The 13,593-nt window shown below is 73.3% G+C and carries 14 protein-coding genes; all 14 read left to right on the top strand.

The genetic code is table 11. From position 1 onward, the window contains the following. Nucleotides 1-18: 18 nt before the first annotated feature. Complete coding sequence (locus ACF1A5_RS24925; protein WP_392195087.1) at nucleotides 19-867, top strand: alpha/beta fold hydrolase; 849 nt, start codon at nucleotides 19-21, stop codon at nucleotides 865-867. After that, nucleotides 864-1,835 (top strand): hypothetical protein, encoded by a 972-nt coding sequence (locus tag ACF1A5_RS24920; protein ID WP_392195086.1) that lies wholly within the window; start codon nucleotides 864-866, stop codon nucleotides 1,833-1,835. The genes ACF1A5_RS24925 and ACF1A5_RS24920 overlap by 4 nt, the downstream gene beginning before the upstream one ends. Next, a complete protein-coding gene (locus ACF1A5_RS24915) occupies nucleotides 1,832-2,176 on the top strand; it encodes a hypothetical protein (RefSeq protein WP_356194297.1) in 345 nt (114 codons plus the stop codon). Before ACF1A5_RS24920 ends, ACF1A5_RS24915 begins: the two co-directional genes overlap by 4 nt. A gap of 224 nt (nucleotides 2,177-2,400) precedes the next feature. After that, nucleotides 2,401-2,808 (top strand): hypothetical protein, encoded by a 408-nt coding sequence (locus tag ACF1A5_RS24910; protein ID WP_392195085.1) that lies wholly within the window; start codon nucleotides 2,401-2,403, stop codon nucleotides 2,806-2,808. Continuing rightward, complete coding sequence (locus tag ACF1A5_RS24905; protein WP_392195084.1) at nucleotides 2,808-3,197, top strand: hypothetical protein; 390 nt, start codon at nucleotides 2,808-2,810, stop codon at nucleotides 3,195-3,197. The genes ACF1A5_RS24910 and ACF1A5_RS24905 overlap by 1 nt, the downstream gene beginning before the upstream one ends. 53 nt (nucleotides 3,198-3,250) lie before the next feature. Further along, nucleotides 3,251-4,375 carry a beta-ketoacyl synthase N-terminal-like domain-containing protein gene (locus ACF1A5_RS24900; protein WP_392195083.1) on the top strand — a complete coding sequence of 375 codons (1,125 nt, stop codon included), beginning with the start codon at nucleotides 3,251-3,253 and terminating at the stop codon, nucleotides 4,373-4,375. A 92-nt stretch (nucleotides 4,376-4,467) separates the two neighbouring features. Next, on the top strand, nucleotides 4,468-4,716 hold the full coding sequence (locus tag ACF1A5_RS24895) for an acyl carrier protein (protein WP_392195082.1): 249 nt from the start codon (nucleotides 4,468-4,470) through the stop codon (nucleotides 4,714-4,716). Further along, nucleotides 4,716-5,117, top strand: coding sequence for a 3-hydroxyacyl-ACP dehydratase FabZ family protein (locus tag ACF1A5_RS24890; RefSeq protein WP_392195081.1), 402 nt, complete (start codon nucleotides 4,716-4,718; stop codon nucleotides 5,115-5,117). The genes ACF1A5_RS24895 and ACF1A5_RS24890 overlap by 1 nt, the downstream gene beginning before the upstream one ends. Further along, nucleotides 5,114-5,635 (top strand): 3-hydroxyacyl-ACP dehydratase FabZ family protein, encoded by a 522-nt coding sequence (locus tag ACF1A5_RS24885; RefSeq protein ID WP_392195080.1) that lies wholly within the window; start codon nucleotides 5,114-5,116, stop codon nucleotides 5,633-5,635. Before ACF1A5_RS24890 ends, ACF1A5_RS24885 begins: the two co-directional genes overlap by 4 nt. A 10-nt stretch (nucleotides 5,636-5,645) precedes the next feature. Further along, entirely contained in the window at nucleotides 5,646-6,392 is a 747-nt protein-coding gene (gene fabG, locus ACF1A5_RS24880; protein WP_392195079.1) for a 3-oxoacyl-[acyl-carrier-protein] reductase, read from the top strand. Between the two features lie 96 nt (nucleotides 6,393-6,488). Next, entirely contained in the window at nucleotides 6,489-7,112 is a 624-nt protein-coding gene (locus tag ACF1A5_RS24875; RefSeq protein WP_392195078.1) for a 2-hydroxychromene-2-carboxylate isomerase, read from the top strand. A gap of 79 nt (nucleotides 7,113-7,191) precedes the next feature. Then, the gene (locus ACF1A5_RS24870) at nucleotides 7,192-7,404 is read left to right on the top strand and encodes an MbtH family protein (protein ID WP_392195077.1); all 213 of its coding nucleotides are present in this window, start codon (nucleotides 7,192-7,194) and stop codon (nucleotides 7,402-7,404) included. Nucleotides 7,405-7,605: 201 nt separating this feature from the next. Further along, a complete protein-coding gene (locus ACF1A5_RS24865; RefSeq protein ID WP_392195076.1) occupies nucleotides 7,606-11,595 on the top strand; it encodes an amino acid adenylation domain-containing protein in 3,990 nt (1,329 codons plus the stop codon). Between the two features lie 44 nt (nucleotides 11,596-11,639). Beyond that, a partial coding sequence (locus ACF1A5_RS24860) for an amino acid adenylation domain-containing protein (RefSeq protein ID WP_392195075.1) occupies nucleotides 11,640-13,593 on the top strand: 1,954 nt, incomplete at its 3' end.

The following is a 13,593-nucleotide window of genomic DNA, read 5'->3' as shown; positions in this document are numbered from 1 at the left end:
CATGAGGAGGACATCCCGGTGAACACCCACATCGACCTGCGGCCCGTCTCCGTGGAACAGCGCACCGAAGGCAGCGGCCCGCGGGTCCTGCTGCTGCACGGCCTAGCCGCCGCCGACAGCGTCTGGGAACGCACCCTGCCCCTGCTGCCGGACACCTACCAGCTGTGGACCGCCCGGCTGCCCTGGCGCACCGAGACCATCGCCGACTGGGACGCGCAGCCCAACCTCCGCGGCTGGCTCGCCCAGGCGCTGACGGCCGTGCCCGACGGACCCGAGGTGGTGGTCGCCCACTCCATGGCGGCCAACGTGCTGCTGGACCTGCTCGACCAGAAGCAGCGGGGCGGCGTCGACGCGCTGCGCCGGTTCGGCATCCGCGCCCTGGTGCTCGTGTCGCCCTTCTATCGCTCCGGCGCCGAGGAGTTCGACTGGAGCACCATCAGCTACTACCTCAACGACTTCCACCTGATCATGGAGGAAGGGATCCGCGCCCACTCCGGCGGCCGGTTCTCCGAGGACGTCCAGCGCGCCATGGCCCTGCGGGTGCGCGACCGGGTCGGTCCCTACGGATGGCTCCGCTTCTTCGACCTCTATCTGCGCACCCCCGCCCTGGACACCGGCCGCGTCACCGTGCCCACGCTGGTGCTGGCCGGGGAGACCGACTTCGCCGCCCGGCCCGAGGAGGGCCTGGCGCTCGCCGGCGCGCTTCCCGATGCCACGGCCCGCGTCCTGCCCCGCTGCGGGCACTTCCCGATGCTCGACGCGGCCGAGGACTTCGCCGCCGAGCTGAGCAGTTTCGTCCACTCGACCCTGAGCCTCCCGCTGCAGCGGGGAGCCGCCCCTCTCGACGCCCTGGAGCCCCAGCGATGACCCTCGTCACGGACACCGCCGTCAAGGCGCTGCTGACCACCGCCACCACCACGCAGGTGCGCCCCCGCTACGAGGGCTCCAACATCTGCACCTGGATCGGCTTCAAGCACGTCAACTACCTCGTCGAGGAAGCCGTCCTGGACCACTTCCGGCAGGCCGGACTGCCGGCCCGCGCCCTCTACGAGGAGCACGGCCTCGGCCTGGACCTGGTGTCCCTCGACACCCGCATCCTGCACGCCTTCCACATGGACGACGTCGCCGAGGCCGAGGTCGTGCCGTGGACCAAGGACGAGGACGCGACCATCGGGTTCAAGGTCACCATCCGGTTCGAGCGCGACGGCGAGATCCACAAGGCCGTCACCTCCAAGGTCCGCGTCTCGCTGCGCAGGGACACCTACCTGGAAGCGGCCGGCGAGGTGCCCGAGCCGCTCGCCCGGTTCGCCGTCGCCGTGCTCGGCGACGACCTGGAGCGCGCGCCGGGCACCGCCGCCCCGGCCGAGGAGGAGATCCTCGCCTCGCTCACCGCGGGACGCAACGCCTACGCCTGGAAGTGGAACATCCCCTACCCGTACTGCCACTTCACCGAGCGCATCCAGATGTCCGGCTACCTGCGGCTGATGGAGGAGGGCAAGGACCGCTTCGTCGCCGACCGCGGCATCTCCATCAAGACCCTGCTCGACGACCGCCGCTGGATCCCCGTCGTGCCCCGCTCCGACATCCGCATCCTCGACGAGGCGCTGATGGAGGAGGACCTGTACACCGTCTACACGGTGGAGGAGGTCTTCAAGGACTTCACCTACACCTCCCGCATGGACTGGTACGTGCTGCGCGACGGCGAACTGGTGAAGACCGCCACCGGGCGCATCGTGCACGGCTACGCCCTGATCGAGAACCGCCGCGACTGGAAGCTGGTCACCTTCGACCAGCACGTCCTCGACGCCCTGAACGGCAAGGCGCCCGGGGCGTGACGGAGGACTGGGAGAGCGGCACGCCACGGCTGCTGCTCGTCGAGAGCCAGGCCGGCGCCGCCGGGGACACGGGTTTCCGGCGCGACGCGGTCACCCAGGTGCTCACCGGCCAGTCCGCCCTGCTCTTCCTGGTGCAGGACGGCGTCGTGCTCGCGGTGCCGGGCAGCGACGCCGACCTGGACCGGTTCCAGAAGGAGGGCGGCGTCCTCGCGGCCGACAGCTTCTCGCTGGCCCAGCACGGGCTGGACACCGCGACCCTGCGGCCCGAGCTGCGCGTGGTCGGCATGGACGTGGTGGCGGGGTGGATCCTCGATCCGGCGGTCCGGGTGGTGTGGCACTAGGGCCTTTCTTTCGGGTCGGGCCGGCTCCGGGCGACGGTGCCTTCCGAGGTGCCCGAGCGGCGTCCGGTGCGTGCAGATGCAAGGCGGAGGAAGGAGTCGACGCGATGGGGGTCCCCCTGCCCGAGCGCAGCCGAGAGTTCGGGGGAGTCGGCGAGTGACGACAACGCGGCAGATGTGCGTGCCGGACGCCGCGACCCCGGCAAGATCCGAAAGAGAGGGCCCAGGTGGCCAGGCAGATTCCGCACACCGATGTGCTCATCACCCTGATGGGCGCGCCCCACGCCTCGGACCAGGTCACCAGCGCCCTGCGGCTCACCCAGGCCCTGCTGGAGCGCGACGCCACCGTCCAGGTGTGGACCTGCGGGTACGCCACGCTGCTGACCCAGCGCGCCCAGGGCCCCGACAAGCCGCGCAACCTCGCCGACTGGAACCGGACGTACCGCTCCCTGCCGGGTCTGGCCGGGGAACTGCTCGAAGCGTTCCCCGACCGCCTGCACTGGTACGGCTGCCGCTTCTGCAGCGACGACCGGGGCGTGGCCGAGCACCTGCCGGCGGTGGTGCTCCGGCCGCCCGCCGGGTACGCCGCCAATGTCGCCGCCGCCGGCAAGACCCTGCTGATCGGAGTGATCTGATGACACATCAGCAGCGTGTGCTGGCCATCGTGGAGCGTGGGTACCGGGGCGCCCTGGACAAGCAGTTCTTCGACGAGCTCTACCTCGCCACCGAACTGCACCGCCAGCTCGGCGGCCTGGACATCCTGCTGCGCGGTCCGGCCGTCGGCTACGCCCTGGACGCCGACCCACCGCCGCCCCTGCGCATCGGCAACCGCACCGTCGACACCCTCACCGACCCCCGCAAGGGGCTCCGCTCGCTGCTCGACGCGGGCGTCGGCGTCTGGGTGGAGCGGCCCGCGCTCGCCGCGCTCCACTCGCCCCGCCCGCCGCTCGACGGCATCCAACTCGCCGGGGAGGGCGAGGTGGCGGCGCGCTGGGACGAGTACCGGATGGTCTTCTTCCTCTGAACCCCCCGGAAACACACCCGCATTCCCGTGAACGGAAGGAACTCGTGACGGTCATGACCACCCTCACCCAGGGCAGGGACACCGGTACCGGCACCGGACGCCCGGTGATCACCGCATGGTCGGCCGTGTCGCCGTACGGCATCGGCCGGGCCGCCTACGCCGAGGGCCTGCGCGAGCGGCGCGGCACCGTCACCGGCCTCGGCCCCGAGCACGGCCCCACGCCCGACGGCGTCGGCTGCGTCGTGCCCGCCTTCGGCGTACGCGAGGTGCTCGGAAAGAAGGGCACCCGCTCCATGGACCGGGTCACCGGACTCGCGGTCACCGCCGCCGGCGCGCTGCTGGACGACGCCGAGCGCAACCGTGCCGTGGGCACCGGCGAGGGCGCCGCCTTCGCGCTCGGCACCACCACCGGCAGCGCCCAGTCGATGATGGACTTCACCCGCGACTCGCTCACCGGCGACCAGCCCTTCTTCGTCGACCCGGCGCGCTTCCCCAACACCGTGATGAACTGCGCGGCCGGCCAGAGCGCCATCTGGTACCGGCTCAAGGGCCCCAACGCGACCATCGCCGGCGGCCGCACCGCCGGGCTGCACGCGCTCAACTACGCGCGCCGACTGCTCGGTTCGGGCCGCGCCCGCACCGTGCTGTGCGGCGCCGCCGAGGAGTTCTCGCCCGCCCGCGCCTGGCTGGAGCACCACTGCGCGGACGGCACGGCCGCCGCGCCGCCGCTCGGCGAGGGCTGCGCGATGCTCCTGGTCGAGCCGCACGCGCCCGACGACCCCGGACAGCCCGTCCTCGCCGAGGTCCTCGCCGTCGAACTCGGCGTCGTCCTGCACGGCGACACCCGCCCCGCCCTCGTCGCCTGCCTGCGCTCGGCGCTGCGCCGGGCCGGCGTCGCGCCGGACCGGGTGACCGCCGTCGCCCGCTCCGGCGCCCCCGGCCGCGAGGGCCGCGGCGAGGCGGAGGCGGTGCGCGAGGTGCTGGGCGCGGCGGACGCCGCCGACGTGTCGCCGACCGCACTGATCGGCGACACCGGCGCCGCGGCCGCCGCCTTCCAGGCCGCCGCCCTCCTGTCGTACGCCGCGGACCGGCCCGCCGGACCGGCCGGCCGGGTCGGCGTGATCACCTCCGTGGACCGCAGCGGCAGCGTCGGCTGCGCGCTGCTCGGCCTGCGCTGAGCGCCGGGCCCGCCCTGGGGCCTCTCCCGGCCCCCCGGATCCCTCCCCTCATCACCCCTCCCCGCATCCCGAGCTGCCGAAAGGACCCGACCGTGCTGGACAAGGAAGAACTGCGTGCCCTCGTGGCGCAGGTGCTCGACGTCGACGTCAGCGAGGTGACCGACGACGCCCGGTTCGTCGACGACCTGGAAGTCGACTCCCTGATGGCCCTGGAGGTCGTCGTGATCCTGGAGAAGAAGTACGGCATCCGGCTGCCGGAGTCCGACCTCAAGCAGATCGTCACCCTGCAGAGCGCCTACGAGCTGCTGCTCGGCAAGCTCGACCCGGCGCGGGTGGCCTGATGACCGCCGCGAGCCCGCTCGCGGCCCGCGTCGAAGTGCTGCCCGCCGAAGGGGAGTTCAGCACCGCGGCCCGCTTCACCGTGGACCACGCCGAGACCGTGCTGCCCGGCCACTACCCGGGCTTCCCGATCTTCCCGGGGGTCTGCCTGGTGGAGTGCACCCACCAGGGTGCCGCGGCGACCGCGCCGGACGGGGCCAAGGGCGCCGCGCTGGCCGCCGTGGAGTCGGCCCGGTTCACCGGACCGGTCTTCCCCGGCGACCGGGTGGACATCGCCATGGCGTGGAAGCGGACCCCGGCCGGCGACTGGCAGTGCCGGGCCAGGCTGGGCACCGCCCGTGGTCCCGCCGCCTCCGTGCGGCTCCGCTACACCCCGCGGCCGGCCGAGGGGGCGGCGGCATGACGGGCCAGCGGGAGATCCGGGCCCGGCTGCCGCACCGCTTCCCGATGCTGCTCGTGGACCGGCTCGTCGACGTCGTACCCGGCGAGCGGCTGGTCGCGCTGAAGGCGGTCACCTGCAACGAGCCCTGGTACGAGAAGCTCGGCCCGGACACCCCCGACGAGGACTTCGCCTACCCCCCGGCCCTGCTCGTGGAGTCCTGGTGCCAGGCCGCCGGGGTCCTCGCCACCTGGGACGCCCCCAACCCGGACGTGCTGACCGGGCAGGTGATGCTCTTCGGCGGCATGACCGGCGTCGCCTTCCACCGCCCGGTGCTGCCGGGCGAGGTGCTGGAGCACCGCGTACGGCTCGACCGCCGGGTCGACGACACCGTGCTGTTCGAGGGCGAGAGCCGGTCCGCGGGCGAGCCGGTGATGAGCGTGGAGCGCGTCGTCATGGCCTTCCGCCCGGCCTCAGCCCTGCGCCCGGCGTCCCCTCCGGGCCCCGCCGCCACCGGACGTACCCCGCACGCACACCCATGAAAGAGAGACCATGACTGACAGCACACGCCGGGTGGCGCTGGTCACCGGCGGGTCGCGCGGCATCGGCCGGGCCACCGTCCGCGCGCTCGCCCGCGACGGCTTCGACGTCGCCTTCTGCTACCGCTCGGACGACGTCTCGGCCCGCACTCTGGAGAAGGCCGGCGACGAGTTCGGCGCACGGATCACCGGCACCCGTGTCGATGTGGCCGACGCCGCCTCGGTACGCGCCTGGATCGAGACGACCGAGGAGCGCCTCGGCCCGATCGACGCGGCCGTCACCGCCGCCGGCATCACCCGCGACAACCCGCTGGTCCTCATGGAGGACGAGCAGTGGCGGCAGGTCATCGAGACCAACCTGGACGGTGTCTACCACGTCTGCCGGGCGGTCGTCTTCGGCATGATGAAGCGCCGCCGGGGAGCCATCGTCAACCTCTCCTCGGTCGCCGGCGTCCACGGCCACGGCACCCAGACCAACTACTCGGCGTCGAAGGCCGGGATCATCGGCTTCTCCCGTGCCCTGGCCAAGGAGACCGGGCGGTCCGGCATCCGGGTCAACGCGGTCGCCCCCGGCTTCATCGACACCGACATGGTCGCGGCGATGAACGACCAGGCGCGCCAGGAGGCCCTCGCCGCCATCCCGCTGCGCCGCATGGGCACCGCCGAGGAGGTCGCCGACCTGGTCGCCTACCTGGTGTCGGACCGGGGCGCCTACATCACCGGCGCCGTGCTCCAGATCGACGGCGGCATCACCCTCTGAGGCCCGCCCCCCGCCGCCGTCAGGCGGTCCGGCCCCCGGCCCGTGGCCGACGGGCCTCCCGAACCACCCGAGCACATACGACCGTTGGAGGCGGTGATGGCACGACGCGGACCGCGCTGGTACTTCTCCTTCCGCAGCCCCTACTCCTGGATGGCCTACCGGGACCTGCTGGACCGCTACCCGGACGTGGCCGGACAGATCGAGTGGCTGCCCTTCTGGGAGCCCGACCAGCCGGCCCTGGACGAACTCGAGCGCAGCAACGTCAGGCTGCCCTACGTCGCGATGTCCAGGGAGAAGCACCTCTACATCCTCCAGGACGTGCGCCGCCTCGCCCGCGCCCGCGAACTGGAGATGGTGTGGCCGGTGGACACCGCGCCGCGCTGGGAGGTCTCCCACCTCGCCTATCTGGCCGCCGAACGACTGGGCGCGGGACCGGAGTTCATCGCCGCCACGTACCGCGCGCGCTGGGAGCTCGGCGAGGACATCTCCGACCCGCGGACCATGGCCCGGATCGGCCGGGACATCGGGGTCGACCCCGGTGCCCTGGAGAGCGCGCACGACGATCCCGCCGTGCGGGAGAAGGGCCTTCAGGCGCTGAACTCGCTGCACCGGGACGGAGTGTTCGGCGTGCCCTTCTTCATCGTCGGATTCGACAAGTTCTGGGGAGTCGACCGGCTCCCCCAATTCGCGGAGTCGGTGCGGGCGAAAGTAGCCACGTGACCGGCGTACGACCACCGCACAACGCGTACGACCACCGTACGAAAAGAAGCAGCGATCGCAGAGAAAGGCGACCCGAATCATGGCCACCAATCCCTTCGAGGACGACAGCGCGGACTACTTCGTCCTCGTGAACGACGAGGGCCAGTACTCCCTGTGGCCCGCATTCGCCGAGGTGCCGGCGGGCTGGACCGTGCGGCACGGCGCGGCGGGCCGGCAGGAGTGCCTCGACCACATCAACGAGCACTGGACGGACATGCGTCCGGCCGGCCTGGTCCGCGCCATGGGCGGCTGACCGGGACGGAAGGACGCGCGGCCGCGGGCCGCGGGGGAGCGGGCGTTGGCAGTTATCTGCAACGCCCGCTTCGCGTGTGCGGGAGCGGTTGGCAGGTTGATGCAGTGGGCGTTGTCGGTGAATTCCGGCGGATGCGAGAGTTTCAGCGGTTCCCCGGAACTGCTGATCGAGGTTGTCACCGAAGTTGTCTGCTAGGGGTGGATGGGAATGCTTGGAGACGGCATATCGCTGACCGCGGCCCAGGCCGGAATCTGGTTCGCCCAGCAGCTGGACCCGCAGAACCCGATCTACAACGCGGCCGAATACCTCGACATCCGGGGAGACATCGACGCCGAAATCCTCGAAAGGGCGCTGCGTATCCTGGTCGGGGAGGCCGAGGCGCTGCGGATGCGCGTCGTCGAGGACGGCGAGGGCCTGTGGCAGGTCGCCGACCCCGACCCGCGGTGGACGCTGGAGCGGCTGGACCTGAGGGGCGAGGAGGACCCGGAGGCGGCCGCCGAGGAGTGGATGCGCTCGGTCCTCGCGCAGCCCGTCGACCCGCGCCACGACCTGCTGTTCCGATTCGCCCTGCTGCGCGTGGCCGCCGACCGGTACTTCTGGTTCTACCGCTACCACCACGTCACCGTGGACGGCTTCGCCGTCGCCCTGCTCGCCCGGCGGGCCGCCGACCTCTACACCGCGCTCGCCGCGGGCGAGGAGCCGCCGGCCGGCGGGTTCGGCCCGGTCGCCGACCTGGTCGCCGCGGACGCCGAGTACCGGGCCTCCGAACGCTTCACCGCCGACCGGGAGTTCTGGCGGGACCGGCTGGCCGGCTGCCCCGAGCCGGTGGGCCTGTCCGACCGCACCCCGGTCATGGCGCACGGCCTGGTCCGCCGCACCTCGTTCCTGCCCCGGGAGAGTCTGGAGCGGCTGCGGGACACCGCCCGCGAGGTCGGCGTCACCTGGCCGGCGACGATGATGACCGCCGCGGCCCTCTACCTCCAGCGGTCCACGGGAGCCGACGAGGTGGTCCTCGGCGTCCCCGTCTCCTGCCGCCTGGGCCGCGCCGCCCGCTCCGTACCGGGCATGGTCTCCAACGTGGTGCCGCTGCGGGTGCCGGTCACCCAGGACATGACCCTGTCCGAGCTGCTCCAGCGGCTCTCGGCGGAGCTGCGGGCCGTGATGAGGCACCAGCACTACCGGTACGAGGACCTGGTCCGCGACCGCAACCTGCTGGGCGGCGGCGGACGGCTGACCGGCCCCGAGATCAACATCATGATGTTCGACTACGGCCTGGTCTTCGGCGACGCCCCCGCGATGGTGCGCAACCTCTCCATCGGCCCCTCCGACGACCTCTCCCTGATCGTCTACGAGCGTTCCGACGGCCGCGGCCTCCAGGTCGACTTCGACGCCAACCCCGCCCTCTACACCGGCGAGGAGATCGCCGCCCACCAGCAGCGCTTCATCGGCTTCCTGGACCGGCTGGCGACCGCCGCCCCCGACACCCCGGTCGGGCACCTCGACCTCGTGGACGCCACCGAGCGCGCCCTGGTGCTCCGCGGCCACAACGACACCGCGCACCCCGTGCCGGACACCACCCTGACCACGCTCCTCGAACAGCAGGCCCGGCGCACCCCCCAGGCCGAGGCCCTCCGCTTCGAGGGCAGCTCCCTGACCTACCGCGACCTGCACGCCCGCGCCGACCGGCTCGCCCACGTGCTGCGGTCGAACGGCGTCGGCCCGGAGAGCCTCGTGGCGCTCGCCGTGCCCCGCTCCGAGCACCTGGTGACCGGCCTGCTCGCGGTGCTCAAGGCGGGCGCCGCCTACCTGCCCGTGGACCCCGACTACCCGGCCGAACGCGTCCGCTTCATGGTCGCCGACGCCCGGCCCGCGCTGCTGCTCACCACCGCCCGGACGGCCGCGCGGCTGCCGGACGACCTGTCCGTGCCCACGCTCGTCCTGGACACCGACGACACGGCGGCCCGGCTGCGCGCCCAGCCCGGCACCCCGCCCGCCGGCCCGGCCGCGGACGGGGACCACCCGGCGTACGTCATCTACACCTCGGGCTCCACCGGCCGCCCCAAGGGCGCCGTCGTCCCCCACCGCGCCATCGTCAACCGGCTGCTGTGGATGCAGCACCGGTACGGGCTCGGCGCCGACGACCGCGTCCTGCAGAAGACCCCGTCCGGGTTCGACGTGTCCGTCTGGGAGTTCTTCTGGCCGCTGATCACCGGCGCCACGCTCGTCGTAGCCCGCCCCGAGGGCCACAAGGACCCCCAGTACCTGGCCGCGCTGATCCGCGACGAGCGGGTGACCACCGCGCACTTCGTGCCGTCCATGCTCCAGGTCTTCGTCCAGGAGCCGGCCGCCGCCCGCTGCACCGGACTGCGCCGGGTGATCTGCAGCGGCGAGGCGCTCCCCGGCGAACTGCAGAACCAGTTCTTCCGCGTCCTGCCGCGCGTCGGCCTCTACAACCTGTACGGGCCGACCGAGGCAGCCGTCGACGTCACCTGCTGGGAGTGCGCCCCCGCGGACGGACCCGTGCCGATCGGCCGGCCCGTCTGGAACACCCGCACCTACGTCCTCGACGCGGCCCTGCGCCCGGCCGCGCCCGGCACGCCCGGCGAGCTCTACCTCGCCGGTGTCCAGCTCGCCCGCGGCTACCTCGGCCGGCCGGGTCTGACCGCCGGGCGGTTCGTCGCCGACCCGTACGGGCCGCCGGGATCCCGGATGTACCGCACCGGCGACCTCGCCCGCTGGACCGACGAGGGCGCCCTCGTCTACCTCGGCCGCACCGACGACCAGGTCAAGGTCCGCGGCCTGCGCATCGAACTCGGCGAGATCGAGGCCGCCCTCACCCGCCATCCCGGTGTCCGCCAGGCCGCCGTGGTGACCCGCGAGGACCAGCCGGGCGACCAGCGGATCGTCGCCTACGTCGTCGCCGCCGACGGAACCGGCACCGGCGCCCCCGGGACCGGAACCGGTCCCGACGCCGAGGAGCTCCGTCGCGAACTGACGCGGGAACTGCCCGAGTTCATGGTCCCCACCGCCTTCGTCGGCCTGCCCGAACTGCCCGTCACCCCCAACGGCAAGCTGGACCGGCGGGCGCTGCCCGCCCCCGACCGCACGGCCGCCGCCGGCGGACGCGCGCCCGGCAGCCCGCGCGAGGAGATGGTCTGCCGGCTCTTCGCCGACGTGCTCGGACTGCCCCGGATCGGCATGGACGACAACTTCTTCACCCTCGGCGGCCACTCCCTGCTCGCCACCCGCCTCGTCTCCCGCGTCCGGGCCACCTTCGGCGCCGAACTCACCATCCGGAGCATCTTCGAGGCGCCCACCCCGGCCCTCCTCGCGGCCAGGATCGCGGGCGGCGACCGGGACGAGGACCCGCTCGACGTGGTTCTGCCGCTGCGCCCGCACGGCACCCGCCCCGCCGTGTTCTGCGTGCACCCGGCCGGCGGCCTCGGCTGGTGCTACGCCGGACTCATCCGCCACCTCGACCAGGACGTGCCCGTGTACGCCCTCCAGGCCCGCGGCCTGGACGGGACCGGCCCGCTGCCGGGCTCCTTCCACGAGATGGCGGCCGACTACATCGAGCAGATCCGCCGGATCCAGCCGCACGGCCCCTACCACCTGCTCGGCTACTCCTCCGGCGGCATCGCCGCCCACGTCATCGCCTGCGCGCTGCAACAGGCCGGCGAGGAGGTCGGACTCCTCGCCATCCTCGACACCTACCCCGGTCAGACCCTCGCCGAGCTGGGCGAACAGGAGATCCTCGCCGACCTGCTGCGCTGGGTCGGCTACGACCGCCGCTACCTCGGCCGCAAGCCGCTCAGGCACGACAAGGTCATCGAGATCCTGCGCAAGCTCGGCAGCTCCCTGGCCAGCCTGGAACCCCACCACATCGAGGCCATCGGCCGGGTGTACGCCAACGGGCGTGACCTCGTCCACGAGTTCGTGCCCGACCGCTTCGACGGGGACGTCACGGTCCTCGTCGCCTCGCTCGACAAGGTCGACATCTCCCCGACCCCCGAGACCTGGCGCCCGTACGTGAGCGGCGACATCACCGCGCACCACCTGGAACGCAGCCACAACGACCTCATGAAGCCCGCCGCCCTGGCCGAGATCGGCCGGATCCTCGCGGCCGAGCTGCGGCGCACCGACCGGCGCACCGCCACCGCGGTCCCCGCCCCGTCCCCGGCCGGCGTGTGACCGGCGACCGCGCAACCGACAGCCATTCAAGGGTGGTCAACACGATGAACGACACCGTGCGCGCCGTGCCGGACGCCGACCCGACGGAGCTGATCGAGGCCCAGGCCGCCCGCACCCCGCACGCCACCGCAGTGGTCTTCGAGGGGCGGCGGCTCACGTACGCCGAACTCAACGCCCGCGCCAACCGGCTGGCCCGGGTCCTCGTGACGCGCGGCGCCGGGCCGGAGGGCCTGGTCGCCCTCACCCTGCCGCGCTCCCTCGAACTGCCCGTAGCGCTGCTGGCGGTGCTCAAGGCCGGTGCCGGATACGTGCCGCTCGATCCGGACTACCCCGCCGACCGCGTCCGCTACATCCTCGACGACGCCCGTCCCGCCCTGCACCTCGACGCCGCACGGCTCGCCGAGGCCGAGGCCGAGGGCACCCGCCTCGCGGACGACGACCTCACCGACGCCGACCGCCTCGCCCCGCTCCGGCCCGCCCACCCGGCGTACACGATCTACACCTCGGGCTCCACCGGACGGCCCAAGGGTGTGCTGATCACCCGCCGCAACCTGCTCAACTTCCTTTCCTTCATGGCGGACCGCTTCCCCATGACCGGCCGGGACCGGCTGCTGGCGGTGACCACCGTTGCCTTCGACATCGCCGTCGTGGAGATGTACCTGCCGCTCCTGACCGGAGCCGCCGTGGTGATCGCCCCCCGGGAGACCGTCGTGGACCCCGCACGGCTCGGCGCGCTCGCCACCGCGAGCGGTGCCACCGTCCTCCAGGCGACCCCCTCGCTGTGGCAGGCCCTGACGGCCGAACGGCCCGACGCCGTACGGGGACTGCGGATGCTGGTCGGCGGGGAGGCCCTGCCGCCTTCGCTCGCCTCCGCGATGACCGCGCTCGGCGCCGAGGTCACCAACCTGTACGGGCCCACCGAGACCACCGTCTGGTCCACCTCCCTGCGGATCGAGGACGCCGCCCAGCTGCCCGGCATCGGCGGCCCGATCTGGAACACCTCCCTCTACGTCCTCGACGACCGGCTGCGCCCGAGCGGGGAGGGTGAGCTCTACCTCGGCGGCGAGGGCCTGGCCCGCGGCTACCGGAACCGGCCGGGACTGACCGCCGAACGGTTCGTCGCCGACCCCTTCGGACCGCCCGGCGCCCGCATGTACCGCACCGGCGACCTCGCCCGCCGCCGCGCCGACGGCGGGGTGGACTACCTCGGCCGCGTCGACCACCAGGTCAAGATCCGCGGCTTCCGCATCGAGCTCGGCGAGATCGAGTCCGTCCTCGCCAGGCACCCGGAGGTCGCCCAGGCCGCCGTGGTCGCCCGCGAGGACCGCCCCGGCTCCCCGCTCCTCGCCGCCTACGTCGTCCCGGCCGCCCACGCCCGCGCCACCGGCGGCCCCGGCCCCGCCGCCCTGCGCGAACTGGCCGCCCGGAGCCTGCCCGACTACATGGTCCCGGCCGCCTTCGTCACCCTCGACGCGCTGCCGCTCACCCCCAACGGCAAGCTGGACCGCAAGGCCCTGCCCGCCCCCGACTTCTCCTCCGCCGCCATGGGACGGGCGCCCCGCACACCGCACGAGGAGCTGCTCGCCGGGCTCTTCGCCGAAGTGCTCGCGCTGCCCTCGGCCGGCATCGACGACGACTTCTTCCACCTCGGCGGGCACTCCCTGCTCGCCACCCGCCTGGTCGGCCGGATCCGCGCCGCCCTCGGCGTCGAACTCCCCGTGCGCGCCGTCTTCGAGGCTCCCACCGTGGCCGCGCTCGCCGAACGCCTCGGCGACGCCGGCACCGCGCGGCCCGCGGTGCGCCCCGCCGTCCGCCCCGACCGGGTCCCGCTGTCCTCCGCGCAGCTCCGCCTGTGGTTCCTCGACCGGCTGGAGAACGGAAGCGCCGCCTACCACCTGCCCTACGCCCTGCGTCTGCGGGGTGGGGTGGACCGGGGGGCGTTGCGGGCGGCGCTGGGTGATGTGGTGGCGCGGCACGAGAGTCTGCGGACGGTGTTTC

The sequence above is a fragment of the Streptomyces sp. NPDC014864 genome (assembly GCF_043081525.1).
Taxonomy (GTDB): domain Bacteria; phylum Actinomycetota; class Actinomycetes; order Streptomycetales; family Streptomycetaceae; genus Streptomyces.
Note: the sequence above shows the minus strand (reverse complement) of the source record. Positions and strands in the feature narration are given on the sequence as shown.